Raw genomic sequence first — 24,131 nt, forward strand, 5'->3', positions numbered from 1 at the left:
GTGACGGCGCGGTCACATCGGGGAACGGCCCCGGCCCGTCCCGGAGTCGTTCCACCGGGGGTGGCGGGTCCGTCGGGCGGGCATCAACCCGCGATTCGGGCGTACGCCGGGGAAGTGCCCGGAGCGTCCGACCGCGACCCGCCGGCACCGACCCGGACTCGACTCCGGGTCATCCCCGAAGGGAACCCCGAGGCCGGGGCTGGCACCGCGGGCAGCTGTACGAGGAGCGGTTCATGAACGACTCGCGCCGGATCGGCGTACCGCACCGGCGGCACGGCTCGCCCTCGCGGCCGTACGCGTTCAGCGCACGGTCGAAGTAGCCGCTCTCGCCGTTGACGTTGACGTAGAGGGCGTCGAAGCTGGTGCCGCCCTCCTTGATGGCCTCGGCGAGCACGTCGCGGACATGGCCGAGCAGGCGCTGGGCGGCCGGGCCGGTGAGCGCGTCGGTGGGGCGGGCGCCGTGCAACCGCGCGCGCCACAGCGCCTCGTCGGCGTAGATGTTGCCCACCCCGGAGATCAGCGTCTGGTCGAGCAGGGCCCGTTTCACCTCGGTCCGCCGCCGTCGCAGCGCGGCGACGAACGCCTCGTCGGAGAACTCCGGGTCCATCGGATCGCGCGCGATGTGCGCGATCTCGGCCGGCAGGTCCGCGCCACCCTCGCTCACCGCGAGCCCACCGAACGTGCGCTGGTCGACGAAGCGCAGCTCGGGCCCGTCGTCGGCGAACCGGAACCGGACCCGCAGGTGGGTCTCATCGGGGGTGCCGGGCGGTTGGAGCAGCAGCTGACCCGACATGCCGAGGTGCCCGATCACCGCGTCGCCGCTGTCCAGCGGGAGCCACAGGTACTTGCCGCGCCGCCGGACGTCCAGGATCGTCCGCCCGGCGAGCACGTCGGCGAAGTGTGCGCCACCGGGTACGTGCCGCCGGACGGCACGCGGGTGCCGGACCTCGACCGAGGCGATCCGCCGGCCGGTGACCCACTGGGCCAACCCCTGCCGGACGGTCTCCACCTCGGGCAGCTCAGGCACGGCCGGACCCCTGCTCCTGCGCCACGTCGGCCGGCATGACCTGCGCCAGGTGATCGGCCACCTCGGCCTGGGCCGCCCGCTCGGCGCGCTCCAGCGGACCGGCCGCGTCATCCTGGTCGGCGATGTTGCCCTGGTCGGTCGTGCCGCCCTGGTCGGCCTGCTCGTGCTGGTCCGAGAGCATCCGCCAGGCCGCCTCGGCGGCGCGCTGCTCGGCCTCCTTCTTGCTGCGCCCCTCCGCGCCGCCGTACCGGTTGCCGGCCACCACGACCCAGGCCGTGAACGTCTTGAGGTGGTCCGGCCCGGTGCCCTCGATCCGGTACTCGGGCACGCCGAGGCCGAGCGCGGCGGTCAACTCCTGGAGGCTGGTCTTCCAGTCCAGGGCGGCGCCCCGACCGGCCGACTCGGCCATCAGCGGGTCGAAGAGCCGGTGGATCACGATCCCGGCGGTGTCCAGCCCGTACTGGAGGTAGATCGCACCGAGCAGCGCCTCCAGGGTGTCGGCGAGGATGCTCGCCTTGTCCCGGCCACCGGTGGTCTCCTCGCCCTTGCCCAGCAGCAGGTACGCGCCGAGGCCGTCCGGGCCGAGGCCACGTGCCACGTCGGCGAGCGCCCGCATGTTGACCACGCTCGCCCGGAGCTTCGCCAACTGCCCCTCGGGCAGGTCCGGGTGGTTGTGGAACAGCGCGGTGGTGATCACGACTCCGAGTACCGAGTCGCCGAGGAACTCCAGCCGCTCGTTCGTCGGCAGGCCGCCGTTCTCGTACGCGTACGAGCGGTGGGTCAGCGCGCGTTGCAGCAGGTCCGGCTCCAGGCTGACGCCGAACGCGGCTTCCAGGTGACTGACGGACGCCCGCCGCCGCTTGTCGTTGCTCATGATGTGCGTACCTCGGTGTCGGTGGAGCGGTCGGTGCGGTCCGTCGTCGCGTCGCCGTCGAGCAACGCGGAGACCAGATCGGTGGCGCGGCGCCGCCACAGGTGAGCGGCGAGAGCGATGCCGGAGGCGACGTCGGCGGCGCGGGCGGAGCCGTGACAGACCACGACGGTCCCGGCGACGCCCAGCAGGGCCGCCGCGCGGGGCGCGCCACCCTCGGCGGGTGGGCCGCCGGCCATGGCGTACGCACCCTCGATCGCCTTGAGCAGCACGTTACCGGTGAAGCCGTCGGTGACGACCACATCGGCGCGCGTACCGACGGCCACGTCGTACCCCTCGACCAGGCCCACGTAGCGGGCCCCGACGGGCAGCGGCTCGACGGCGAGCAGGGGGTCGGTGGCTCGGCGTACCCGATCGCCCTTGCCGGCCTCGGTGCCCACCGAGAGCAGGCCGACCCGCGGCGCGGTGATCGAGTGGGCCACCGCGGCGTACGCGGCGCCGAGCACGGCATGCCGGGCGAGGGTGGCGGGGCGGGGTTCCAGGGAGCCGCCCACGTCGAGCAGGACCACCGGTCCGGCGACCGCGGGCAGGGTGGCGACCAGGGCGGGTTGGCGGATCTCCGACCAGCGTCCGAGGCCGAGCACGGCGGCGGTGACCGTGGCGCCGGTGGCGCCGGCCGAGACGAGGGCGTCGGCGGTGCCGTCGCGGACGGCGGTGACGGCGGCCCGGACGGTGCTCTCCGAGCGGGCGGCGCTGGGATGGTCGGCCATGCCGACGGCGGCGCGGACCGGCCGGACCGTGATCCGGGCCCGTTCGTCCGGGGTGAGGGCAGCGATCAGCGCGTCGGCGACCTCGGTCGGGCCGACGAGAAGCAGGTGCAGGTCGGGGTCGGCGCGCATGGCCCGCAGAGCGCCGTCAACCACGACGGCGGGAGCGTCGTCCCCGCCGAGGAGGTCAACGGCGATCCGCGCGGCGCCCGGCTCCACCGGAACACCGGCCGGGTTGGGCCGGCCGGTGTGGGAGGGAGCCGGGGCACCGGGCGAATGCCAGGGCGCGCGCGCCGCCCGACCCGGGGTCGGGGGCGTCACTCGGCGTCCAGGTCAGACCTCGAGAACCTGGCGGCCGTTGTAGGTGCCGCAGACGGAGCAGGCGGCGTGCGGCAGCTTCGGGGACTTGCACTGCGGGCACGCGACGGTCGCGACCACGGTCGCCTTCCAGTTCGCCCGGCGGGACCGGGTGTTGCTGCGCGACATCTTGCGCTTGGGGACGGCCACGGTTCTTACTCCTCTGTACGGGTCAGTTGCGACAGGCCCGCCCAACGCGGGTCGATCTGCTGGTGACTGTGGTCGGCCGGCAGATCGTCCCAGTGCGCCCCACACTCGGGGCACAGTCCTGGGCAGTCCTCCCGGCAGAGCGGGTTGGTCGGCAGCGTGAGCACCAACGCGTCCCGCAGCGCCGGCTCCAGGTCGATCAGATCGCCCTGCATCCGGCCCACCTCGTCCTCGTCGGTCGTGGCGTCCGTGGTGCTGTTCTCGTACGCGTACAGCTCCTGGATCGTCACGGCCATCGATTCGTTGATCTCGCGCAGGCAACGCCCGCACTCACCCCGGACGGGACCGGTGATGGTCCCCGAGACGAGCACGCCCTCGGACACCGACTGCAACCTCAGATCGAGGTCGAGGTCCGCGCCCTCCGGCACGCCGATCAACTCCACACCGAGGTCCACCGGTGCCGGCACGACCCGCTTGATCTCACGCAACGCACCAGGGCGGCGCGGCAGGTCTCTCGTGTCGAGGACCAGCGGCGACCTGGGGTCGAGTGTCGATGGCGAGTGCTTGGGCATAGTAAGACTCCGGCCGGTGAGAGGCCGACAAAAAAGGTTACCTGGGCGACCGCCCGGCCGTCGAACCGGGGGCGACGCCTGCGGCGCGAATGTCGGCTGGTGAGGTGCCGCTCAGAAGGGTAGCGGGCGTTCGGCCTCATCCCCACCGAAGGTGCCGATCTCCCGCAGCGCGTGCATCTTGTCGCGGCCACGCTCTATCGAGGCCAGGGCCCGGGTGAGGAACTGCTCGAAGTTGGCCAGCGCCGTGTCGACGTAGTCGTCGACCTCCTCGCGCAGCCGCTGCGCCTCGGCGCGGGCCTCGGCGATGATCCGGGCCCCCTCGTGCTCGGCGGACACGGTGATCTCGTTCACCGAGACGAGGCGGGCGTGTTCTGCCTCACCCTCGCTGATGATCCGGTCCGCCTCGCGCTTGCCGGCGTCCATGATCTTGTCACGCTCCTCCAGGAGCGCGGCGGCGCGGCGCAGGTCGGCGGGGAGGTCCGCGCGCATCTCGTCCAGCGCGGCGATCATCTCGCCCCGGTCGACCATGCAGTTGTTCCGCGACATCGGGACGGAGCGCGCCTGCTCCACCATGGCGATCAGTTCGTCGATGCGATCGAGCGGGTCCACCGGTACCTCACTCCTGTCGTTCGTCGGCCGACCTCCATGATGCGGGCTACGGCCGGTTTCCCGCTGTGCCCATCATGGCGTGCCCGCCCCACCCGATCCCCCACCACCCCAACCCGGCGCGTCGCGCCCCCGTCACACAGAGCCCACCGCAGTCCCCGCCCCCGTTGCCCCGCGCCGACGCCCGCGCCAACGCCCGCGCCGATCTTGCGGTTTCTGTCGTCCCAAACCACCCCGAACACGGCAATCCGACAACCGAAAGTGCAAGATCGCGGGCGGGTGGGGGTGGGGCGGGGAGCTAGGGGCGGGGGGTTAGGCGGTTCTGGAGGGCCTCGCGGACCGGGTCGGGGACGTGCGCGGAGATGTCGCCGCCCCACTTGGCCACGTCCTTGACGAGGCTGGAGGAGAGGAACGAGTAGAGCGGATTGGTCGGCATGAAGAGCGTCTCGACGCCGGCCAGCCCGATGTTCATCTGCGCCATCTGCAACTCGTAGTCGAAGTCGCTGACCGCCCGCAGCCCCTTGATCAGGACACTCGCCTGCTGCGCCCGGCAGAAGTCGACGAGCAGCCCCCGGAACGACTCGACCCGCACGTTGTCGTACGAGGCGGTCACCTCGCGGAGCATGTCGATCCGCTCGTCGACGGTGAACAGGCCGCTCTTGGACTGGTTCACCAGCACGCCGACGATCACCTCGTCGAACAGCCGACTGGCGCGGCCGATGATGTCGAGGTGACCGTTGGTGACCGGGTCGAACGAGCCGGGACAGACCGCACGTCTCATGATCGGCGACCGTACCAAAGGGTGGTCTCGCCGTACCGGCGACTGCGCTGCGGGGTGATCCCCTGCACCCACTCGAAGTCCCTGGTCCGGCGCGACCGCTCCACCACCACGAGCGCGTCGGGCGCCAGCCACCCGCCGTCGACGAGCGTCGTCAGCAGCGCGGTGATCTCCGCGTCCGGCACGGCGTAGGGCGGGTCGGCGAAGACCACGTCGTAGCCGCCGCCGTCCGGACCGGCGGCCAGCACCGTCGCCACCTTGCCGGCCACCAGGCGTACGGCCGAACCGGCCCGCAGGGTCGCCACGTTCTCCCGGATCACCCGGGCCGCCCGTGGGTCGGACTCCACCAGCAGGACGTGCCCGGCGCCCCGGGACAGCGCCTCCAGCCCGACCGCGCCGGAACCGGCGTACAGGTCGGCGAAGCGCGCGCCGTCGAGGTCGACCTCGGATTCGACGGCGCTGAACAGCGCCTCCCGGACCCGGTCGGACGTGGGTCGGGTACCGGCGCCGGGCGGCGCGGCTATCCGCCGGCCGCCGAGCGTCCCGGCCACGATCCGGGTCACCGTCTCCTCCTGCTCATGACCACGACGCTACGCGATCAGTCGGGCTCGACGACCGACACCGTCGGTACCGCCACGCGGACGACGTGATCACTTCTCGTATATCAATGATCTCAAGTTCATAACATCAGTCTTAGCAAATCCTGAGCGCTGTATCACGACGGGCGATATCGCTAGGGTCTGCCGGGTGCCGGCGACAACCCGCCGGCCCACGGCTCGGGAGGGCGCCTCTCCGATCGGACGTGCGGTGACCGTCCACTGTCTCTCCCGTGCCACACCCCTGACGCTTCAGCACTCCAGGAGTACCCGTGATCCGTCCCAAGCTGTCGCTCCGGCGACCGCTGGCCATCCTGGGAGCCGCCATCGTCGGCCTCACCGGGGTTGTCGCGGTGGCCGCCCCAGCCAGCGCGCACCACACCACGATCAAGGCCACCGTCGACTGCGACCGGCAGACCGGCGAGCGCGTGATCACGTGGAACGTGGAGAACAGCGAGCGCGACAAGGCCGTGACGCTCCAGCGGGTGACCGCGGAGCCGGCGACGCCGGTGACGGTGCCCGTCGAGGGCGCCAAGGCGGTGCCGCTGCAGGGCTACGTCATCAAGAAGGGCGGCTCCGTGCAGGCCGTCCAGCGGGTGCCGGGCAACACCGCCAGCGCCAAGCTCGTGGTGTTCGGCAAGTGGAAGAAGAACGGCCAGGAAGCCACCAACGACGGCAGCATCACCATCCCCGCCGACCAGTCCTGCGCTCCGGCCCCGAAGTGCGTCGAGCTCGACAAGGCCAAGTACAGCCACACCTTCGACGGCCCGAAGGGCACCGCCACCGTCAAGCTCGACGGTGACCTGCCGCTCTGCGGCGAGGGCAAGCAGTACTTCACGCTGGTGTCGTACTTCGCGCCCCGGCCGCAGTTCGCCACCCCGCAGTACGTCTACGGCACGCCGGACAGCGACTTCGTCAGCGCCACCCAGACCGAGATCACGCTGAACGTCGAGATCCCGGACTGCCACACCCAGGTCGACCTCATCTGGGGCGACAAGGACCAGGTCATCGACGAGATCGTCGACGGCGGCAAGCGTTACGACAACAAGAAGCTCGGCTCGCCGGGCGCCCCGGGCAACCGGTCCAAGGGCCCGCAGGGCTGGTACAACGGCGGCAGCAAGAGCTGCACCACCCCGGCCTCGACCTTCGCGTCCAACTGCGACGGTTCGGTCGCCGTGTCGCTGACCAACGACGGCAAGATCAGCAAGTACGCCGTCGAGTTCGAGGTCAAGGGCGAGAACGGCTTCACCAAGAAGGTCTCCGTCGCCCCGGGCAAGGCCGACACCAGCATCGTGGTGCCCGCCGCCGACGCCGGCAAGATCGAGGTCCTGGTCGACGGCAAGGTCATCGAGAACGGCACGTACTCCTGGACGCGCCCCGAGGACTGCCCGCTGCCGGCCGTCACCACCAAGGCCGACTGCAAGGAGTTCGCCCTCACCGTCACCAACCCCGAGGGTGGGCTGCCGGTGAAGACCACCTTCACCTACGGCGACAAGACCGAGACCCGTACGGTCGCGGCCGGCGCGTCGGAGACGGTGACCTTCAAGGCCGGCAAGGCCGAGTCGGCGCTCGTCACCCTGCCCGACCTGGACCTGGAGCTGGAAGCCGTCTACACGCCGGAGGGCAACTGCGGCGGTAGCGGTGGCGGCGGCGAGGACGAGCCGGGCCTCCCGGTCACCGGTGCGGCGGCGGGCGGCATCGCCGCCGGCGCGATCGCCCTGCTGATCGCGGGCGCGGTGCTCTTCGTCATCGCCCGTCGGCGTCGGGTGACCTTCACCGCCTGACCTGACCTGCGCTGAAGCCCGAGGGCGCGTCGACCACCCGGTCGACGTGCCCTCGGTCGCTTTGGGGGCAGCGCCTGAGCGGTTCGGTGCGCTGGCAGCCGGCGATCCTAGGCAGTGCCCTGCGGGTCGCCCTCTGATCTGAACAACATCACTCCAGCCACCAACTGGTCACAGCCGAGGCCAACCAGACCAACTCTGGCGGTTTGACCGGCGAGAAGCTGAGTCAGTCGACCAGCCGGGCCGGTTATCATTTCGACCGTCAAGGCCGCGGCGTTCGCAGGGTCACGCAGCCTTTGCCCCGCACGCACGACACCCCCCTCGGCTCGTGCGGTACAGGCCACAGAATCATCACGAACGTCCCGCACTTCGAGTATCCGCAGGCTCTCTCGATCCGCTGCGGGAACCGGTTGGATCGCTAGCGCCTGTTCGGCAACCTCGAAGGTGTCGCGTACCTCGTCCTCACTCAGCCGAGGAATTACGAAGTTCAGAGCTCTGATACGAGCATGGAAGTCGTCAGGCAGCGCAACGTCATGTACGTCCACCAGTTCCGCCGCGATCCGCGGCCAGACCCAGACGCCGTCGGTCAAGACGCTCTCCCCGCCCGGGACCATCGGGCCGGCCGGAGTCAGCGGATCACGAATGTCGCCGGGCACGACCACTAGTGGCAGCCCAGCGCGAAGGTACGCCACGACAAGCGACTTGTCACCGCTCGTGGAGCGTCGGACGTTTCTGAGCTTCACGCCCTCGCCGATGACATATCCGAGGTCTTCGTAGAAGCCGAAGTATCTCAGTCGTCGAGGAGCCACGAGTCACTCTCCATCTCATGTCCCGCAGTTCGTGCTCAGGTGGCGCATCCAGCCTCGAGCCACTCGATCTTCCATTCGGAAGTCCGGAACAACCTGGTGAGTTCATCCTCATCTCTCGCCCAATAATCAGCGCCGTCAGATGGATTCTCAAGGTCATCCACGAGATACACGTAATACCCGCCGGTGACGTCCTCGTCGAAGTGGACGTGCAGGAAGTAACCTTCACTCTCGCCCGTCAGGATCCGGCCGAATCTATCTAGCGGAATCTTCGGCATACTCCACCCCCGGCGATCTACACACGATCGTTCGCATTAACCTACGTTCCGAGACGCGCGGGTCAGCCCTTCTCCAGGTATTCCGCGCGGTCCTCGTCCACCAGCGCCGCCACCGACGCGGCAAGCGCCGGGTTCCGGGTCAGCTCCGGATCGTTCTCGATCAGGGTGATGGCCTCGGCGCGGGCGTCGCGGATCAGGTCGGCGTCGCGGCGCAGCGACAGCAACCGCAGGTGCGAGCGGTGCCCGGATTGGGTGGCACCGAGCACGTCGCCCTCGCGGCGCTGCTCCAGATCCAGTTCGGCGAGCTTGAAGCCGTCGCTGGTGGAGGCCACCGCGTCCAGGCGTTCCCGCGCCGACGAGCCCTCGGCGGCCTCGCTGACCAGCAGGCAGAGCCCGGCGGCGGCACCCCGGCCGACCCGGCCCCGGAGCTGGTGCAGTTGCGAGACGCCGAAGCGGTCGGCGTCCAGCACGATCATCACCGTGGCGTTGGGCACGTCCACGCCGACCTCGATCACCGTGGTCGCCACCAGCACGTCCAGGTCACCGGCGGCGAAGGTACGCATCACCGCGTCCTTCTCGTCGGCCGGTAGACGGCCGTGCAGCACCCCGATCCGCAGCCCGTGCAGTGGCCCCTCGGCCAGCAGCGGGGCCACCTCGGTCACCGCCAGCGGAGGCCGCCGGCCGTTGTCGTCCTCGGGCGGCGGCTCCTCGTCCGAGGTCGGGCCGTCTCCGATCCGGGGGCACACCACGTACGCCTGGTGGCCGGCGGCCACCTCCTCGCGCAGCCGGCGCCACGCCCGGTCCAGGAAGGCCGGCTTCTCGGCGGCCGGGACCACGTGCGAGGCGATCGGGGACCGGCCCCGGGGCAGCTGGGAGAGGGTGGACACCTCCAGGTCGCCGTAGACGGTCATCGCCACCGTGCGCGGGATCGGCGTCGCCGTCATCACCAGCGTGTGCGGCGGCTGGTCGGCCTTGGCGCGCAGCGCGTCGCGCTGCTCCACGCCGAAGCGGTGCTGTTCGTCGACCACCACGAGACCCAGGTCGGCGAAGTCGACGCCCTCGTAGAGCAGCGCGTGGGTGCCCAGCACGATGCCGGCGGCGCCGCTGGCCACCTCGGCGAGCGCCCGGCGGCGGGCTGCCGCGCCCAGCGAGCCGGTGATCAGCTCGACCCGGGTGGCGTGCTCGGCCGAATCCAGCTCACCGGCCCGACCGAGCGGCCCGAGCAGGTCGAGCATGCCCCGGTGGTGCTGCGCGGCCAGAACCTCGGTGGGGGCCAGCAGCGCGGCCTGCCCGCCCGCGTCGACCACCTGGAGCATGGCCCGCAGCGCCACCACCGTCTTGCCCGAGCCCACCTCGCCCTGCAACAGGCGGTGCATCGGGTGCGCGGCGGCCAGGTCCTCGGCGATCTCCGTGCCCACCTCGCGCTGGCCGGCGGTCAGCTCGTACGGCAGCCGGGCGTCGAACGCGTCCAGCAGCCCACCGGCGCGCGGCGGGCGGGGTCGAGCCGGCCAGTCGGCGGCCCGGTGCTTGCGCTGCACCAGCGTCAACTGGACGGCGAACGCCTCGTCCCACTTGAGCCGCCGGCGCGCCCGGTGCAGGGCCTCCTTGGTGGACGGGCGGTGGATTTCCCGCAGCGCCGCGCCCAGGTCGACGAGGTTGCGGCTGGCCCGGACGGCGGCCGGCAGCGGGTCGTCCGGCGGGGTGAACGTGTCCAGCACGACCCGTACGCAGCGGGCGATGACCCAGGTCGGTACGGCAGCGGCGGCCGGGTAGACGGGGATCAGCGCGCCGGCGAACTCCTCGATCTCCTCGTTGACCGCGGCCTCGCCCTCGCCCCCCTCGCCGAGCAGCACGTACTCCGGGCCGTTGAGCTGCCGTTTGCCCCGGAACTCGGTCACCTTGCCGGCGAACAACCCCCACCGGCCGGGCCGCAGCTCCCGTTCGCGCCACGCCTGGTTGCCGAAGAACGTCAGCGTCAGCACACCGCCCGAGCCGTCGCCGACGGTCACCTCGAGCAGGTTGCCCCGGCGCTGGCGCATCGGCCGGACCGTGGTCCGCTGCACCTGGGCCAGTACGGTGACCTGCTCGCCGACGTCCAACGACCGGATGTCGGTGTGCTCGCCGCGCTCGTCGTAGCGGCGCGGGAAGTGGTAGATCAGGTCCCCCGCCGTGTGCAGGTCGAGCTGACCGGCCAGCGCCTTGGCCGTCTTGTCGCCGACGAGCTTCTTCAGCGGAGTGTCCACCGTGGCCGGCTCACTCATTCGACCCCCACCAGGAGCGGATAGAACGGCTGACCGCCCGGGTACGCCTGTACCTCGACGAACGGCCAGCGTCGCGCGACGTGCGCGCGGACGGCATCGGTGAGCCCGGCGGGGGCGTCCACCCCGGCGAGCAGGGTGACCAGCTCCCCGCCGCCGCCGAGCATCCGGTCGACGACGGCGGCACAGGTGTCGGTGAGGTCGGTGCCGATCAGGTGCACCTCCCCCTCGACCAGCGCCAGCACGTCCCCCGGGCGGCACGGGCCGGCGACGGTGAGGGCTTCCCGGCTGGCATGGCAGACCTCGGCGTAGCGGCACGCACCGGCCGCCTCGGCCATCGCGATCACGTCGTCCTCGAACCGGCGGGTGCCGTCGCGGACCGCGAGGGCCGCGAGGGCCTGCACCGGTGAACGGGTCGGCACCACGCTCACCTTGACGCCGTGCCGGTGCGCCTCGCGCGCCGCCGCGCTGGCCACCGCCTCGGTGTTCGGATCGTTCGGCAGCACCACCACCCGGGCCGCCCCGGTGCTGCGGACGGCGGCCAGCAGCTCACCGGTGGACGGGTTGCCGGGCACCACCGTCGCGCCCTCGGCGGCGAACAGGTCGGCGATCCCGGCGCCGGTGGCCACCACCACGGCGGCCCGGCCGTCCTCGGTCGGACCGCCGGACGGCTCCGGCTGGTCGGCGAAGCGGGTCACCGAGATCCGGTACGGGCGGCCGGCGGCGATTCCCGCCTCGACGGCCGCGCCCACGTCGTTGACGTGCACGTGCACGTTCCAGGTGCCGTCCGGCTCGCGCCCGTCGCCGACGACGACCAGCGAGTCACCCAGCGCGGCCAGGGTGCGGCGCAGCACGTCCACCGCGTCGGCGTGCGCGTCGAGCAGGTACTGCACCTCGTAGGCGTACTCCTCGGAGCCGGTCTCGCGGGCGACCGTGGCCGCCGGGCGGGCGGTGCGCGGCGGCGGCGCGGGTGGGCTGGCGCTCTCCCCGGTGAGCACTTGGACCAGGGCGTCGAGCAGGACACAGAGCCCGCGCCCGCCGGCGTCGACGACGCCCGCGCGGGCCAGGGCCGGCAGTTGCTCGGGCGTACGCGCCAGGGCCTCGGCGGCCGCCCGGGCGGCGGCCCGGGCCACCACGGCGAGGTCGTCGCTGCCCGCCTGCTCGGCCCCGGTGGCCGCCGCGGCGACGACGGTGAGCAGGGTGCCCTCGACGGGACGGCCGACCGCGGTGTACGCGGCGGCGGTCGCCGCCCGCAGCGCGACGGCCAGGGCCCGGCCGCGCACCGCCGGCACCGTGCCGACCGCGTCGGCGAACCCGCGCAGGATCTGCGAGAGGATGACCCCCGAGTTGCCCCGCGCGCCCAGCAGCGCACCCTGCGCCATCAGCCGCAGCGCGTGCCCGTGGGCGGTCGAGCCGCTGTCGGGGAGGGTGTCCAGGTCCATCGAGAGCGCCTGCTGCGCCGAGGTGAGGGTGAGCACCAGGTTGGTGCCGGTGTCACCGTCGGGCACCGGGTAGACGTTGAGCTGGTCGATCTCACCCTGGTGGCGCTTGAGCGCGACCAGGCCGCTCGCGCACCAGCGGCGGACCGTGGCGGCGTCGAGGGTGTCCAGCACGGCAGAAGCCTACTGGCGCGCACCGACACGCGTCGGACTCGTCCGGCGTGTCCGGTTGACCGGCGTCCGAAGGGCCCACCCTGCCCGCCCGGCCGGGCGGGTTCCGCCTGCCAGGTACAGTGGCCGCCGGAGCCAGCCCCCGGTCAGGGCGGTTGGTCACCCCGGCGGGGCATCGGGTAGGCTGACGCGGTTGCCCGGGCAGCACCTGCCGGCGACCTCATGAACGTTTCAATCCCAGGAGTATCCCGTGGCTAGCGTGTGCGACGTCTGTGGCAAGGGACCGGGCTTCGGCCACAACGTGCCCTGGTCCAAGAAGAAGACCAACCGCCGCTGGAACCCGAACATCCAGTCGGTGCGCACCCCGGCCGGTGGTGGCAACACCAAGAAGCTGCAGGTCTGCACCTCGTGCATCAAGGCCGGCAAGGTCACCCGCGCCTGACGCGGCAGCACCGACTCTTCTCGTTCGGCTCAGCCGGCGGGCCCTGCGGCCCGCCGGCTCTGTCGTGTCCGCGACCAGCCTGACGGTCGTCGCTCAGAGCGTGCGACCGAAGGAGACGCAGCCCTCGGCGTCCTTGTAGAAGCCGAAGTTCGGAATCCGCTCGTAACCGGCGGACGTGTACATGGCGATCGCCTCGGGCTGCTTGTCCCCGCACTCCAGGACCATCCGCTTGCGGCCCTGCTCGCGCGCCGAGCGCTCGACGGCGGCGAGGACCGTGCGCGCCACACCACGCCCCCGGGCCGCCGGGGCCGTGTACATCCGCTTCAGCTCGGCGGTGTCCGGGCCGTGGCTGCGCCAGCCGCCGCAGCCGACCGGCTCGCCGGCCAGGTAGGCGACGAGGAACGCGCCGTCCGGCGGCTCGAACTCGGTCGCCGCCACCGGGGTTTCGTCGCCGGTGCCGCCGTACCGGGCGGCCAGGTCGGCCAGGGTGGCCTTGATCAACTGCTGCGCCACCGGCGCGTCGAACCGCACCCGCCGGATCTCAATCTCACTCACGGTGTCCAGGGTACGGCCGCCGCAGTGGCCTCATCGGAAGTGGTCCCAGCCCCGAGGCCCTTCGTAGGCGCCGCCGTCGACGGTCACCCCGACACCGTCCGTCACCATGCCGATGGGACGCCACTGCGGCGGCAAGGCCACCGTCGGGGGGAAGGTCGCGGCCAGCGCGTGGTCCTCGCCACCCGCCAGGATCCAGGTGTACGGGTCGACACCGAGCGCCTGCGCGGCGTCGGCCATCTGCCGGGGCACCTCGAAGGCGTCGCGGCGCACGTCGATCGCCACCCCGCTGGCCCGTGCCACATGCCCCAGGTCGGCGAGGAGCCCGTCCGAGACGTCGATCATCGAGGTCGCGCCGAGCTGGGCGGCCTGCGGCCCGGCCGGGTAGGGAACCTGCGGCCGGCGGTACGCCTCGACCAGCAGCCGGGGAGTACGGAAGCCCCGGCTGAGCACGGTCAGCCCGGCCGCCGCGTACCCGATGCGACCGGCCAGGGCCAGCACGTCGCCCGGCCGGGCGCCGGAGCGCACCACGGGCGCCCGGCCGCCGAGGTCGCCCAGCGCGGTGACCGCGATGGTCAGGGTGGGGCTCGACGACATGTCCCCGCCCACCACGCTCGCGCCGACCGTGGCGGCCTCGGCGGCCAACCCGTCGGCCAGCTCCTCGGCCCAGCTCGTCTCCAGATCGGCGGGCATGCAGAGGGCGACCAGCAGGGCGGTCGGCACGGCGCCCATCGCCGCGACGTCGGCCAGGTTGGCGGCGGCGGCCCGGTGACCGACCTCGCGCGCCGACCCCCAGTCCCGCCGGAAATGCCGCCCGTCGACAAGCACGTCCGTGCAGGCCACCACCCGGCCGTCCGGCGCGGCCACCACCGCCGCGTCGTCACCCGGCCCGAGCACCGTCGTCGGACCCATCGACAGGCGGGCGGTGACCCGCCCGATCAGCCCGAACTCGCCGATCCCGGCCACGCTGGCGGCACTGCCGGCGTTCGACCCGTTCTGCCCGGCACCGCCGCGCTCGCTCACCGCTGCTCCTTGACCACCGATAGGGATCAGACCTGGTCCGTAAGGTAGTTTCACCCTTCGGGCCGCCTTCGGGCGGCGACGGACGGAGGTCGAGTCGTGGTACAGGCGTACATCCTCATCCAGACCGAGGTCGGCCGCGCACGCGACGTGGCGGGTCTCATCGCGGACATCGCCGGCGTGGTACGCGTCGACGCCGTCACCGGCCCGTACGACGTGGTCGTCCTCACCGAGGCGAACACCGTCGACGAGCTCGGCAAACTCATCGTCAGCAAGGTGCAGATGGTGCCCGGCATCACCCGCACCCTCACGTGTTCGGTGGTGCGGCTGTAAGTGGACGAGATGACGACCCCCTCGGCGGCGCTGGACGACGACGGCAAGGGGAAGCCGGCGGACACCTCGCCCGAGCCGGCCGACGGTACCCGCGCGGACGCCGGTCCGGCCGTCGACGCGCCGGCCGGCCGGGACCGGACCGTCCGGGGAGCGGCCCTGCTGGCCACGGTGATCGCCCTGCCGGTGACGCTGCTGGTGGCCGTGCTGGCCTTCACCAAGCTCGCCCCGGACACGCCGGCCGCCGCACCGAGCCCGTCGGCGAGCACCGCCCGGGCGCAGTCCAGCGCGCCGGTCGAGATGGCCGCGCCGGCGCTGGCCGAGCGTCCGGCCACCGTCTGCCGGGCGTTGCTCTCCCAGCTCCCGCCGACCATCCGTGATCTGACCCAGCGTCCGGTCACGGCGGGCCCGGAGCAGAACGCCGCGTACGGCGACCCCGCGCTCACCGTGGCGTGCGGCGGCACCGAGCCGGCCATCCCGGCCACCGACGAGGTCTGGGTGGTCAACCGGGTCTGCTGGCACCCGGTCGAGGAGACCGACGTGACGGTGCTCACCACCGTCGACCGGGAGACGCCGGTGACGCTGCGCGTCCCGCGTTCCTACCCGCAGCCGTTGCAGTGGGCCGCCCCGATCTCCAGTGCCATCGTGGCGTCGGTGCCCTCGGGCGGCGCCATCCCGGCCGGCTGCCAGGGCTGACGCTCCGCCGCGTGGCCCGGGCATCGGGCCACACGACGGTGGCGGCTCAGTGCAGGCCGACGCCGCGCCGCTGGGCGGTACGGATCAGGCGGTTGACCAGCTTGGGGTACTCCAGGCCGGAGGCCGCCCACATCCGGGGGAACATCGACGTCGGGGTGAACCCGGGCATGGTGTTGATCTCGTTGAGGTAGACGTCCAGCTCGGGGGTGACGAAGAAGTCGGCCCGGGCCAGGCCGGCACAGTCCAGCGCGGTGAACGCGCGCACGGCGTACTCCTGCACCTGGCGGGTCACCTTGTCGGGCAGGCCGGCCGGGATGTCGTACTCGCAGGAGTCGTCGAGGTACTTGGCCTCGAAGTCGTAGAAGTCGTGGTCGGCGACGACCCGCACCTCGGCCAGCACGGACGCCTCCGGGGTGCCACCGGCCTCGCCCTCCAGCACACCGCACTCGACCTCGCGGCCGACGATCGCGGCCTCGATGATGACCTTGGGGTCGAACTGCCGGGCGGTGGCGACCGCCTCGTCCAGCTGCGCCCAGTCGGTGACCCGGGTGATGCCGAACGAGGAACCGGCGCGGGACGGCTTCACGAAGACCGGCAGGCCGAGCCGCTTCTTGTCCTGCTCGCCGAGCGTCATCCCGTTGCGCAGCACCGCGTACGGGCCGACCGGGATGCCCTCGATCGCGCAGAGCTTCTTGGTGAACTCCTTGTCCATCGCCGCCGCGGAGGCGAAGACGTTCGCCCCCACGTAGGGGATGCCGGCCATCTCCAGCATGCCCTGGATGGTGCCGTCCTCGCCGTACGTGCCGTGCAGCACGGGGAAGACCACGTCCACGTCGGCCAGCGCCCGGGGGCCCTCCGTCGGGTCGAGCACCATCAGCCCGTTGCCGGTGGGGTCGGCGCGCAGCACGATGTCCGCGCCGGACTCGGCGGTGATCTCCGGAAGCTGGCGGGCGTTGATGGCGAGCTGGGCGGGGTCGCCGCTGGTCAGCACCCACTGGCCGGCGCGGGTGATGCCGACCGGCACCACCTCGTACTCGTCCGGGTCGAGGGCGCCGAACACGCTGCCGGCGCTGACGCAGGAGATGCCGTGCTCCGGGCTGCGGCCGCCGAAGACGATCGCCACGCGGGTCTTGCCTGGGGTGGTCACTCCGGTCACCTCTTCGTACGCGACTGCGGCTGGTCGTGCTCGCCGGTGGCGCTCACCCGGTTGACCTTACTGTGCGTGGCGATCAGGCGCGGCGATACCCGGCGAGCCCCGAGGCGACACGGCAAACGGTCAGCAGAGGATATACGGTGCGTGACGGAATGTAGCGGTCGAATCAGTCCCGGGCGTGCCGCCGCCCGACGGCGATCACCTTGACCCGCTGCCGGCCGGCCCGGACCATGCCCAGCGCCATGAAGGCCCCGGCGATCCGGTCGGCGGCCTCCCGGCTGCTCGCCCCCACCACCTGACGGCGGCGCTCGGGGGCTTCGCGCTCGTTGCGCTCGACGCCCTCGACGGGACGCACGTCGGTGAGCACGACCAGGAAGCGGGTCATCGCCGGCCCCCGCGGGGCGGAGGCGGAGACTTCGGACCGGTACGCACGTCGTCTCCTTCCGGCTGGCGGACATGGGCGGCACGCGGCGATCGGGTACGGGGGAGAAACCCGATCGCCGCGCGCCCTATCCCCTCCGGTCGCTCACCACCACCGTCGCCACGACAACCGGCGGTGAGGACGCGATAACAGATTGACACGTCTACAGCCATGAATGCAACTCTCATCGGCCTTCTCTCATGTACCCGTTCCCGTAAATGTGTGCGACCATCGATGCATGGCTCCCAAGACCGCCCGTGCCCGCCGACTCGGCATCGCCCTGCGCCAGTTCCGCGAAGCCGCCGGGCTGACACTGGAGTCCGCCGCAGACGAGATCAACAGCACCCGCAGCACCCTCTCGCGCTACGAGAACGCCCAGACACTGATCAGCCCGGCCACCGTGCGCGCCCTGCTCACCTCGTACGGGGTGGAGGCCGAGGAGGTGGCCGCCGCGGTCCAGCTCGCCAAGGACGCGCGCAAGCCGGGCTGGTGGGTGTCGTACTCGTACCTGCTCGCCCCGGGCACCATCGACTTCATCGCCCTGGAGGCGGAGGCCACCGCCATCTCCAACTTCGAGCCGTCGGTGGTGCCCGGCCTGTTGCAGACCGCCGACTACATCCGCGGCGTGATGCGCGGCGGCCCGCACACCCTCGGCGACGAACTGGTGGAACAGCGGGTCAAGGTCCGGCTCGACCGCCAGCAACGGCTCACCGCCGACACCCCGCCCATCCTCGACGCGATCATCGACGAGGGCGCGCTGCTGCGCCCGGTCGGCGACGAGTCGGTGATGGACGGCCAACTGCGGCACCTCGTCAAGATGGCCGAGCTGCCGAACATCACCGTCCAGGTGATTCCCCTGTCGGCGGGCTACCACCGGGGCACCCGTGGCTCGCTGCACATCCTGGAGTTCGCCGACCCAGAGGACCCGATCATCGCGTCGGTGGAGACCGTCGCCGGTCAGATGATCCTCGACCGGGCGGGCGAGACGCGTACCTGCACCAAGATCATGGAGCATCTGCGCAGCGTGGCGCTCAGTCCGGCGGACAGCCGGGCGATGCTCCTGTCAGTCCTGAAGGGACGGTAGGAGACCGATGACACCGACGATCACAGCGGCGTTGGCCGCGGCGGCGTGGCGCAAGAGCAGCCGCAGCGGCGACGAGGGAGCCTGCGTGGAGGTGGCCACGATCCCCCGGCTGGTGGCGGTCCGCGACTCCAAGGACCCGGCCGGCCCGGCCCTGCTGTTCCCGCCGGCGGCCTGGGCCGCCTTCGCCCAGGCTCCACCGCGCCGCTGACCGCGACGCACGCCGTCCGCGCCCCGCCGACCGGGCTGACAGCTCCCGGAACGCGGGGCGCGGTCGGGCCGGGGTGGGCTCAGGCGACCAGCGGGCGGGGCTCCGGCGCGGCACGTACCGCCTCCAGGGCGGCGATCGCCACGCCCCGGGCGCCGGCCATGTCGCGGTCCGGCACCAACGCGAAGGTGGCGACGGCGGCCTGCTCCGCACGGAGCACGGTGTGCTCGCGGACCGTCGCCAGGAACCAGTCCCGGAACGCCGGCGCGGCCTCCACCACGCCGCCACCGACGAAGTACGCGTGCGGGTCGGTGAAGTTGGCCGCCAGGGTGAACAGGCGGCCCAGCGCCACCGCCTGCTGGGTGAAGAGGTCCCGGGCCAGCGCGTCTCCCCGTTCGCCGTAACCGCGCACCAGCTTCGCCGCTCGGGCGACCGGCTCGGCCGCGAGAGGGTGGTCGGGATACCGGGTCAGCCAGTACGGCAGCAGGTTGCGCTCGATGCCGGTCAGCGACGCGACGCTCTCGACGTCGCCGGTGAAGCCACAGGCGCAGGTCGGCTCCGACTGCTCCGGGCCGAGCAGGCCGCCCAGCGGGATGTGTACGTGACCCAGTTCGCCGGCCATGCCGGCGGCGCCGGCGATCACCTTGCCGCCCTCGACCACCCCGCCACCGAGACCCGTGCCGACGATCGCCGAGACCGACGACCGGGTCATCGCCTCGGCGCCGAAGTACACGTGGTGGGCGTAGAGCGCGGCGGCGTTGCCGTCGTTGTGGTAGATCACCGGCAGGCCGAGCCGCCGCTCCAGCGCGCCCCGCACGTCGAAGCCCCGCCAGGCCGGCTGCGAGAAGTTCGTCGAGCCGCGCGACGAGATGACGCCGGTGGCGCTGGCGGGACCGGGTGTGTCGAGCCCGACCGCGCGGACCAGCTCGCGGGGCACACCGGTCTGCGCCAACGCCCCGTCGAGCGCCCGCGCCAGCGCCTCGATCGCCGCCTCCGGGCCGGCCTGCACCTCGCTGGGGATCTCCAGCAGGCCGTCGACCAGGAAGCGGCCGTCCACCGTCAGGACGGTGGCGTTGTTGCTGGTGCCGCCGTTGTCCAGACCGACGACCACCGGCACTCCTGCGCTGCCCACCGCAACCGCCTCCCGCCCTCGTGAGTGTGAGCCGAGGCTAGTGCCAACCCCGCTCCCCCGCCACGCCCCGCCCCCTCCCGACCCAGGATCCCCGCGATCTTGCACTTTCTGTGCCGACAAAAGGCACGTATAGCCACACCTCGACCACCGAAAGTGCAAGATCGCGGGGAAGGTCAGCGGGGGCGGGTCAGCGGGGGCGGCGGGCTGTTACCGCTGTCGCCTCTCGGTCCTCGTCGTGGTGGACGGTTGGCGTCAGGCCGGCCGCGCGGAAGGTTGCGCAGAGGGCGTCCAGCTGCGTTTCTCCGGCCTCCACCACCAGGTGGCCGCCCGGGGCCAGCCAGGTTGCCGCCTCGACGCCCACCCGGCGCAGCACGGCGAGCCCATCCGGCCCGCCGTCGAGCGCCACCGGGGCCTCGTGCAGCCGTGCCTCCGGCGGCATCAGGGCCACCGCGTCGGTCGGCACGTACGGGGCGTTGGCGACCACCAGGTCGAGTCGTCCCCGCCACCGCCGCGGCAGCGGGGCGAACAGGTCACCCTCGTACACCTCGGCGGTAAGCCCGGCCAGGTTGCGTCGGGCGCACGCCACCGCCGCCGGGTCGATGTCGGCGGCGGCCAACCAGCGCGGCGCGAGCCGGTGCGCCAGCGCGACGGCGGCGGCCCCGGAGCCGCAGCAGAGGTCGACCACGGCGGGGTCGGTACCGGTCAGCTCGACCGCCACGTCGACCAGCAGGGCCGTCCGGCCGCGCGGCACGAAGACCCCCGGGTCGACGGCGATCCGCAGGCCGCAGAACTCCGCCCAGCCGAGCAGGTACTCCAGCGGCTCGCCGGCCACCCGACGGTCGGTCAGCTCGGCCAGTGCCGCCGGGTCGGCGGTGGCGGCGAGCAGCAGCTCCGCCTCGTCCTCGGCGTACACGCAGCCGGCGGCGCGCAGCCGGCCCACCAGGGCGGACCGGTCGACCGGGGGTGACTCCACTCAGGCCCCCGCGCTGGCGTCCAGCGCGGCGGCGATGTCGGCCACCAGGTCGGCCGGGTCCTCGGCCCCACAGGAGAGCCGGACGAAGCCGGGGGCGGTGTCGTCGCCCCACTGCGCCCGCCGGTCCGCCGTGGTGTGCAGACCGCCGAACGAGGTGGCGGCCGCCACCAGCCGGGCGGCCTCGACGAAGCGGGCGACCCGGTCGGCGTCACCCAGGTCGAACGACAGCACCCCGGGGATCCGGCGCATCTGCGTCGAGGCCACCGGGTACGCGGGATCGTCCGGCAACCCCGGCCAGCGCAGCCCGGTCACGTCCGGACGGGCCGCCAGCAGGTCGGCGACGGCGGCGGCGTTCGCGCTCTGCCGGGCCAGCCGCAGGTCCAGGGTCGCCAGCGACCGGTGGGCCAGCCAGGCGTCGAACGCGCCCGGCACCGAACCGGTGCCGGTACGCCACCGCGTCACCGCCTCCAGCACCTCGGCGGACCGGCTGGCCAGGTAGCCGAGCAGCAGGTCGGAGTGGCCGGTGAGCGCCTTCGTGCCGGACGCCACCACCAGGTCGGCCCCGAGATCCAACGGACGCTGCCCGAGCGGGGTGGCGGTGGTGTTGTCGACCGCGAGCAGAGCGCCGGCGGCGTGCGCCCGCTCCGCCAGGGCGGCCACGTCGACCACGTCCAGGCCGGGGTTGGCCGGGGTCTCCACCAGCACCAACCGGACGCCCTCGAACGACGGGTACGGGCCGACGGTCGGCACGAGGAGCACCCGCACGCCGATCGTCTCCAGCACGTCGGTGGCGAACGCCCGCACCGGGAAGTACCCGTCGGCGGGCAGCACCACGGTGTCCCCCGGGCGCAGCAGGGTGAGCAGCGCCCCGGTGATGGCGGCCTGACCGCTGGCGAAGACCCGGCAGTCCCCGCCCTCCAACTCGCCCACCGCGGCCTCCAGCAGCCGTCGGGTCGGGTTGTCGGGGCGGCCGTAGCCGTTCGGCGACGCGTCCGGCCCCTGCCTCGGGTCGAGGTGGTACGGCGCGGCGAACACCGGCCCGGGCAGGAACGGGTCACCCGGTGCCGGCTCCGGCAGGCCGGCGCGTACGCAGCGGGTGCCGTCTCCCCACTCGTTCATCAGGTCCTCACTCGTACGACTCGGGCTTGGCGGTGCGGCTCATCAGCGCCTGCACAGCGAGACGCGGGTCCATCCCCTCGTGACAGATCCGCTCGACGTGCTCGGTGATCGGCATCTCGACGCCGTGCGCCCGGGCCAGGTCACGGATCGCGAGGCAGCTCTTGACGCCCTCGGCGGTCTGTCGGGTGGCGGCCTGGGCCTGTTCCAGGGTCTCGCCCCGGCCCAGGTGCTCGCCGAAGGTGCGGTTGCGGGCCAGCGGGGACGAGCAGGAGGCGACGAGGTCGCCCATGCCGGCCAGGCCGGCGAAGGTGATCGGGTCCGCGCCGAGCGCCACGCCCAGCCGAGCCGTCTCGGCCAGCCCCCGGGTCATCAGCATGGCCCGGGTGTTGTCGCCGAAGCCCATCGCGGTGGCGATGCCGTACGACAGCGCGATCACGTTCTTGACCGCGCCGCCCAGCTCGCAACCGATCACGTCGTCGTTCGTGTACGGGCGCAGGTACGGCGTACGGATCGACGACTGCACCAGCGTGGCCCGGGCGGCGTTCGTGCCGGCCACCACCGTGGCGGCCGGCTGCTCGGCGGCGATCTCCGGGGCCAGGTTCGGGCCGGAGACCACCACCACCCGGTCGGCGGCCACCCCGGCGGTCTCCACGATGACCTCGCTCATCCGCTTGGTGGTGCCGAGTTCGATGCCCTTCATCAGCGACACCAGCGTCGAGTCGGGGTGCAGGTGCCCGGCCCATTCGGCGAGGTTGCCGCGCAGCGTCTGCGACGGCACGGACAGCACCACCACCTCGGCGTCGGTGATCGCCTCGGCGGCGTCGGTGGTGGCGGTGACCCCGGCCGGCAGCAGCAGGTCCGGCAGGTACTCCGGATTGCGACGTTCGGCGCGGATGCTCTCGGCCACCGGTGCCCGGCGGGCCCACACCGTGACGTCCCGGCCCGCGTCGGCCAGGATCTTGGCGAACGCGGTGCCCCAGGAGCCGGCGCCCAGCACCGCGACGTGGCCGCTCATGCCGCTTCGCCCTGACGCCGCTCGACGGACGGCCGGGCCGGTCGTTCCCACAGCGGTGGCGGGGTGCCGCCACGGATCTCGGCGAGCATGTCCCGCAGCCGCAGCATGATGGCGTCCGTCATCTCTTCGAGGGTTTCCCGGGTCGGCGGCGCGTCCGCCCAGCGGCTGAGGTCGACCGGGTCGCCGGCCACCACGGTGACCGGGATCCGGGGGCGTGGGTTGAGCCGGCTGGTACGCGGATCGAAGATCCGCTCCGGTCCCCACATCACCAGCGGCACCACGGGCGCCCCGGTGGCCAGCGCCAGCCGGGCCGCACCGGTCTTGGCCTTCATCGGCCACAGCTCCGGCTGCCGGGTGGTGGTGCCCTCCGGGTAGATCACGACCGCGCCGCCCTCGTCGAGAGCGGCGACCAGCTTGTCCAGCGAGCGGACCGCCTCCACGCTGCCCCGCTCGACCGGGATCTGGCGGCACCGGTGCAGGATCCAGCCGACCACCGGCACCCGGAACACGCTGGCCTTGCCCAGGTACTGCGGCCACCGGCCGGAGTCGTAGATGAAGTGCGCGGACACCAGCGGGTCGGCGTGCGAGATGTGGTTCGCCACGATGATCACGCCGCCGTCCCGGGCGAGGTGCTCCTGGCCCCGCCAGGTGCGCCGGGTCCAGACGGTCATCACCGGCTTGACCAGCCCCACGGCGAACCGTTGCCAGAACCCCAGCCTCCGCCGTGCCACTGTGCCTCCTCGTCGCGCCCCGACCCACCGCGCGGGCCCCGCCCGCGACACCCGCAGCGGAAATCATGCCTGCTCGCCCCCGGTACGGCCAGCGAGGGTCCCGCCGTCCGGCTGGCAGGATTGCGGACGTGAGTCAGCCGAGGTGGGCCGCGGTGGTGCCGGTGAAGCGTCTGACCGTGGCCAAGAGCCGGCTACGGGGCGCGCTGCCCGGCGTACCCCACGAGGAGCTGGCACTGGCCCTGGCGGCCGACACCCTGCGCGCGGCGCTGGCCTGTCCGGCGGTCGCCGAGGTCCTGGTGGTGACCGACGACCAGCGGGTGGCGACGGCGGCCCGGGCCGCCGGGGCGCGGACGGTCGCCGACCTGCCGGACGCCGGCCTGAACGCCGCGTTCCGGCACGGCGCGGCACAGACCTCGGCGCGGTGGGTGGCCGGGCTCACCGCCGACCTGCCGGCGCTGCGCCCGGACGACCTGGCCGCCGCGCTGCTCGCGGCGCGGCACGGCCCCGAGAGGGTACGCCGGTTCGTCGCGGACGCGCCCGGCACCGGAACCGTGCTGCTCGCCGCGCCGCCGGACGTCGACCTCGACCCGCGGTTCGGGGTCGGCTCGGCGGTGGCGCACGAGGCGAGCGGGGCACTGCCGCTGACCGGCGACTGGCCCAGCCTGCGACGCGACGTGGACACCGCCGGGGACCTGGCCGCCGCCGCCCGCCTGGGGCTGGGGCCGCGCACGGCCGCGCTGCTCGGCACGGCGAGCCCGGCGTGGGTCACGAGCTGAGCCGCCGCCCGCCACGAGCCGATCCGCC

At 72.8% G+C, this 24,131-nt stretch carries 28 protein-coding genes; 7 read left to right on the forward strand and 21 right to left on the reverse strand.

Translation table 11 applies throughout. The annotated features are described in order from the left end of the window. Nucleotides 1–169: 169 nt before the first annotated feature. The 8 genes from mutM to rsmD form a co-directional block, all read right to left on the reverse strand. Entirely contained in the window at nucleotides 170–1,027 is an 858-nt protein-coding gene (mutM, locus tag AC3EN4_RS03275; protein ID WP_435204448.1) for a bifunctional DNA-formamidopyrimidine glycosylase/DNA-(apurinic or apyrimidinic site) lyase, read from the reverse strand. Continuing rightward, nucleotides 1,020–1,901: a ribonuclease III gene (rnc, locus tag AC3EN4_RS03280; protein WP_435204449.1), complete on the reverse strand. Its 882-nt coding sequence runs from the start codon at nucleotides 1,899–1,901 to the stop codon at nucleotides 1,020–1,022. The genes mutM and rnc overlap by 8 nt, the downstream gene beginning before the upstream one ends. After that, the gene (locus AC3EN4_RS03285) at nucleotides 1,898–2,884 is read right to left on the reverse strand and encodes a phosphate acyltransferase PlsX (RefSeq protein WP_422738750.1); all 987 of its coding nucleotides are present in this window, start codon (nucleotides 2,882–2,884) and stop codon (nucleotides 1,898–1,900) included. The genes rnc and AC3EN4_RS03285 overlap by 4 nt, the downstream gene beginning before the upstream one ends. A 114-nt stretch (nucleotides 2,885–2,998) precedes the next feature. Continuing rightward, a complete protein-coding gene (rpmF, locus tag AC3EN4_RS03290) occupies nucleotides 2,999–3,172 on the reverse strand; it encodes a 50S ribosomal protein L32 (RefSeq protein WP_030335284.1) in 174 nt (57 codons plus the stop codon). 5 nt (nucleotides 3,173–3,177) lie between these two features. Next, on the reverse strand, nucleotides 3,178–3,741 hold the full coding sequence (locus AC3EN4_RS03295) for a YceD family protein (protein ID WP_435204450.1): 564 nt from the start codon (nucleotides 3,739–3,741) through the stop codon (nucleotides 3,178–3,180). Between the two features lie 111 nt (nucleotides 3,742–3,852). Further along, entirely contained in the window at nucleotides 3,853–4,350 is a 498-nt protein-coding gene (locus AC3EN4_RS03300) for an SPFH domain-containing protein (protein WP_234590503.1), read from the reverse strand. A gap of 295 nt (nucleotides 4,351–4,645) precedes the next feature. Then, a complete protein-coding gene (gene coaD, locus AC3EN4_RS03305) occupies nucleotides 4,646–5,128 on the reverse strand; it encodes a pantetheine-phosphate adenylyltransferase (RefSeq protein WP_422738748.1) in 483 nt (160 codons plus the stop codon). Beyond that, complete coding sequence (gene rsmD, locus AC3EN4_RS03310; protein ID WP_435204451.1) at nucleotides 5,125–5,688, reverse strand: 16S rRNA (guanine(966)-N(2))-methyltransferase RsmD; 564 nt, start codon at nucleotides 5,686–5,688, stop codon at nucleotides 5,125–5,127. The genes coaD and rsmD overlap by 4 nt, the downstream gene beginning before the upstream one ends. Before the next feature lie 305 nt (nucleotides 5,689–5,993). On the opposite strand from rsmD, the gene AC3EN4_RS03315 reads away from it, so the two are divergent. Beyond that, nucleotides 5,994–7,505, forward strand: a complete 1,512-nt coding sequence (locus AC3EN4_RS03315; RefSeq protein ID WP_435204452.1) for a cell wall anchor protein — start codon at nucleotides 5,994–5,996, stop codon at nucleotides 7,503–7,505. A gap of 107 nt (nucleotides 7,506–7,612) precedes the next feature. Here AC3EN4_RS03315 and AC3EN4_RS03320 read toward each other — a convergent pair whose 3' ends face one another. The 4 genes from AC3EN4_RS03320 to AC3EN4_RS03335 all read right to left on the reverse strand — a co-directional run bounded on the left by AC3EN4_RS03320 (nucleotide 7,613) and on the right by AC3EN4_RS03335 (nucleotide 12,457). After that, nucleotides 7,613–8,311, reverse strand: coding sequence for a hypothetical protein (locus AC3EN4_RS03320; protein ID WP_435204453.1), 699 nt, complete (start codon nucleotides 8,309–8,311; stop codon nucleotides 7,613–7,615). 35 nt (nucleotides 8,312–8,346) lie between these two features. Next, nucleotides 8,347–8,586: a hypothetical protein gene (locus AC3EN4_RS03325; RefSeq protein ID WP_435204454.1), complete on the reverse strand. Its 240-nt coding sequence runs from the start codon at nucleotides 8,584–8,586 to the stop codon at nucleotides 8,347–8,349. Nucleotides 8,587–8,648: 62 nt separating this feature from the next. Beyond that, nucleotides 8,649–10,847 (reverse strand): ATP-dependent DNA helicase RecG, encoded by a 2,199-nt coding sequence (recG, locus tag AC3EN4_RS03330; protein ID WP_435204455.1) that lies wholly within the window; start codon nucleotides 10,845–10,847, stop codon nucleotides 8,649–8,651. Beyond that, complete coding sequence (locus tag AC3EN4_RS03335) at nucleotides 10,844–12,457, reverse strand: DAK2 domain-containing protein (RefSeq protein WP_435204456.1); 1,614 nt, start codon at nucleotides 12,455–12,457, stop codon at nucleotides 10,844–10,846. Before AC3EN4_RS03335 ends, recG begins: the two co-directional genes overlap by 4 nt. A 247-nt stretch (nucleotides 12,458–12,704) precedes the next feature. On the opposite strand from AC3EN4_RS03335, the gene rpmB reads away from it, so the two are divergent. After that, complete coding sequence (gene rpmB / locus AC3EN4_RS03340) at nucleotides 12,705–12,896, forward strand: 50S ribosomal protein L28 (protein WP_091671657.1); 192 nt, start codon at nucleotides 12,705–12,707, stop codon at nucleotides 12,894–12,896. A gap of 93 nt (nucleotides 12,897–12,989) precedes the next feature. Here rpmB and AC3EN4_RS03345 read toward each other — a convergent pair whose 3' ends face one another. Together AC3EN4_RS03345 and AC3EN4_RS03350 are read right to left on the reverse strand one after the other, a co-directional pair. After that, nucleotides 12,990–13,451 carry a GNAT family N-acetyltransferase gene (locus AC3EN4_RS03345; protein ID WP_435204458.1) on the reverse strand — a complete coding sequence of 154 codons (462 nt, stop codon included), beginning with the start codon at nucleotides 13,449–13,451 and terminating at the stop codon, nucleotides 12,990–12,992. 30 nt (nucleotides 13,452–13,481) lie between these two features. Further along, nucleotides 13,482–14,414 (reverse strand): thiamine-phosphate kinase, encoded by a 933-nt coding sequence (locus AC3EN4_RS03350; RefSeq protein ID WP_422740602.1) that lies wholly within the window; start codon nucleotides 14,412–14,414, stop codon nucleotides 13,482–13,484. Nucleotides 14,415–14,567: 153 nt separating this feature from the next. Between AC3EN4_RS03350 and AC3EN4_RS03355 the strand changes: the two genes are divergently transcribed. Continuing rightward, nucleotides 14,568–14,801 (forward strand): Lrp/AsnC ligand binding domain-containing protein, encoded by a 234-nt coding sequence (locus tag AC3EN4_RS03355; RefSeq protein ID WP_007456453.1) that lies wholly within the window; start codon nucleotides 14,568–14,570, stop codon nucleotides 14,799–14,801. 9 nt (nucleotides 14,802–14,810) lie between these two features. Next, a complete protein-coding gene (locus tag AC3EN4_RS03360) occupies nucleotides 14,811–15,494 on the forward strand; it encodes a DUF3515 family protein (protein ID WP_435204459.1) in 684 nt (227 codons plus the stop codon). 46 nt (nucleotides 15,495–15,540) lie between these two features. On the opposite strand, the gene AC3EN4_RS03365 is transcribed toward AC3EN4_RS03360, so the two are convergent. Next, nucleotides 15,541–16,641 (reverse strand): D-alanine--D-alanine ligase family protein, encoded by a 1,101-nt coding sequence (locus AC3EN4_RS03365; protein ID WP_422738740.1) that lies wholly within the window; start codon nucleotides 16,639–16,641, stop codon nucleotides 15,541–15,543. A 172-nt stretch (nucleotides 16,642–16,813) separates the two neighbouring features. After that, complete coding sequence (locus AC3EN4_RS03370) at nucleotides 16,814–17,032, reverse strand: hypothetical protein (RefSeq protein ID WP_422738739.1); 219 nt, start codon at nucleotides 17,030–17,032, stop codon at nucleotides 16,814–16,816. Between the two features lie 274 nt (nucleotides 17,033–17,306). Here AC3EN4_RS03370 and AC3EN4_RS03375 point away from each other — a divergent pair, with 274 nt between their 5' ends. Together AC3EN4_RS03375 and AC3EN4_RS03380 are read left to right on the forward strand one after the other, a co-directional pair. Beyond that, complete coding sequence (locus tag AC3EN4_RS03375) at nucleotides 17,307–18,152, forward strand: helix-turn-helix domain-containing protein (protein ID WP_435204460.1); 846 nt, start codon at nucleotides 17,307–17,309, stop codon at nucleotides 18,150–18,152. Between the two features lie 7 nt (nucleotides 18,153–18,159). After that, entirely contained in the window at nucleotides 18,160–18,360 is a 201-nt protein-coding gene (locus AC3EN4_RS03380; RefSeq protein ID WP_422738737.1) for a DUF397 domain-containing protein, read from the forward strand. Between the two features lie 79 nt (nucleotides 18,361–18,439). Here AC3EN4_RS03380 and AC3EN4_RS03385 read toward each other — a convergent pair whose 3' ends face one another. From AC3EN4_RS03385 to AC3EN4_RS03405, 5 genes are all read right to left on the reverse strand, one after another. Beyond that, nucleotides 18,440–19,489 carry an ROK family protein gene (locus AC3EN4_RS03385; RefSeq protein WP_435204461.1) on the reverse strand — a complete coding sequence of 350 codons (1,050 nt, stop codon included), beginning with the start codon at nucleotides 19,487–19,489 and terminating at the stop codon, nucleotides 18,440–18,442. A gap of 187 nt (nucleotides 19,490–19,676) precedes the next feature. Beyond that, entirely contained in the window at nucleotides 19,677–20,462 is a 786-nt protein-coding gene (locus AC3EN4_RS03390) for a putative protein N(5)-glutamine methyltransferase (protein WP_435204462.1), read from the reverse strand. Next, complete coding sequence (locus AC3EN4_RS03395; RefSeq protein ID WP_435204463.1) at nucleotides 20,463–21,581, reverse strand: cystathionine gamma-lyase; 1,119 nt, start codon at nucleotides 21,579–21,581, stop codon at nucleotides 20,463–20,465. It abuts the gene before it with no gap. Nucleotides 21,582–21,588: 7 nt separating this feature from the next. Then, the gene (locus AC3EN4_RS03400) at nucleotides 21,589–22,596 is read right to left on the reverse strand and encodes an NAD(P)H-dependent glycerol-3-phosphate dehydrogenase (protein ID WP_435204464.1); all 1,008 of its coding nucleotides are present in this window, start codon (nucleotides 22,594–22,596) and stop codon (nucleotides 21,589–21,591) included. Beyond that, nucleotides 22,593–23,327: a lysophospholipid acyltransferase family protein gene (locus AC3EN4_RS03405; RefSeq protein WP_435204466.1), complete on the reverse strand. Its 735-nt coding sequence runs from the start codon at nucleotides 23,325–23,327 to the stop codon at nucleotides 22,593–22,595. The genes AC3EN4_RS03400 and AC3EN4_RS03405 overlap by 4 nt, the downstream gene beginning before the upstream one ends. Nucleotides 23,328–23,455: 128 nt before the next feature. Between AC3EN4_RS03405 and cofC the strand changes: the two genes are divergently transcribed. After that, nucleotides 23,456–24,103: a 2-phospho-L-lactate guanylyltransferase gene (gene cofC, locus AC3EN4_RS03410; protein WP_435204467.1), complete on the forward strand. Its 648-nt coding sequence runs from the start codon at nucleotides 23,456–23,458 to the stop codon at nucleotides 24,101–24,103. Nucleotides 24,104–24,131: the final 28 nt, after the last annotated feature.

Source organism: Micromonospora sp. bgisy143 (genome assembly GCF_057708145.1).

Excerpts from the sequence above, each read along its gene's own strand:
- AC3EN4_RS03325 (WP_435204454.1), bottom strand. The coding sequence starts at position 8,586 with ATGCCGAAGATTCCGCTAGATAGATTCGGCCGGATCCTGACGGGCGAG.
- recG (WP_435204455.1), bottom strand. The coding sequence starts at position 10,847 with ATGAGTGAGCCGGCCACGGTGGACACTCCGCTGAAGAAGCTCGTCGGC.
- AC3EN4_RS03375 (WP_435204460.1), top strand. The coding sequence starts at position 17,307 with ATGGCTCCCAAGACCGCCCGTGCCCGCCGACTCGGCATCGCCCTGCGC.
- AC3EN4_RS03295 (WP_435204450.1), bottom strand. The coding sequence starts at position 3,741 with ATGCCCAAGCACTCGCCATCGACACTCGACCCCAGGTCGCCGCTGGTC.
- rnc (WP_435204449.1), bottom strand. The coding sequence starts at position 1,901 with ATGAGCAACGACAAGCGGCGGCGGGCGTCCGTCAGTCACCTGGAAGCC.
- AC3EN4_RS03395 (WP_435204463.1), bottom strand. The coding sequence starts at position 21,581 with ATGAACGAGTGGGGAGACGGCACCCGCTGCGTACGCGCCGGCCTGCCG.
- AC3EN4_RS03400 (WP_435204464.1), bottom strand. The coding sequence starts at position 22,596 with ATGAGCGGCCACGTCGCGGTGCTGGGCGCCGGCTCCTGGGGCACCGCG.
- AC3EN4_RS03380 (WP_422738737.1), top strand. The coding sequence starts at position 18,160 with ATGACACCGACGATCACAGCGGCGTTGGCCGCGGCGGCGTGGCGCAAG.
- coaD (WP_422738748.1), bottom strand. The coding sequence starts at position 5,128 with ATGAGACGTGCGGTCTGTCCCGGCTCGTTCGACCCGGTCACCAACGGT.
- AC3EN4_RS03370 (WP_422738739.1), bottom strand. The coding sequence starts at position 17,032 with ATGACCCGCTTCCTGGTCGTGCTCACCGACGTGCGTCCCGTCGAGGGC.
- AC3EN4_RS03360 (WP_435204459.1), top strand. The coding sequence starts at position 14,811 with ATGACGACCCCCTCGGCGGCGCTGGACGACGACGGCAAGGGGAAGCCG.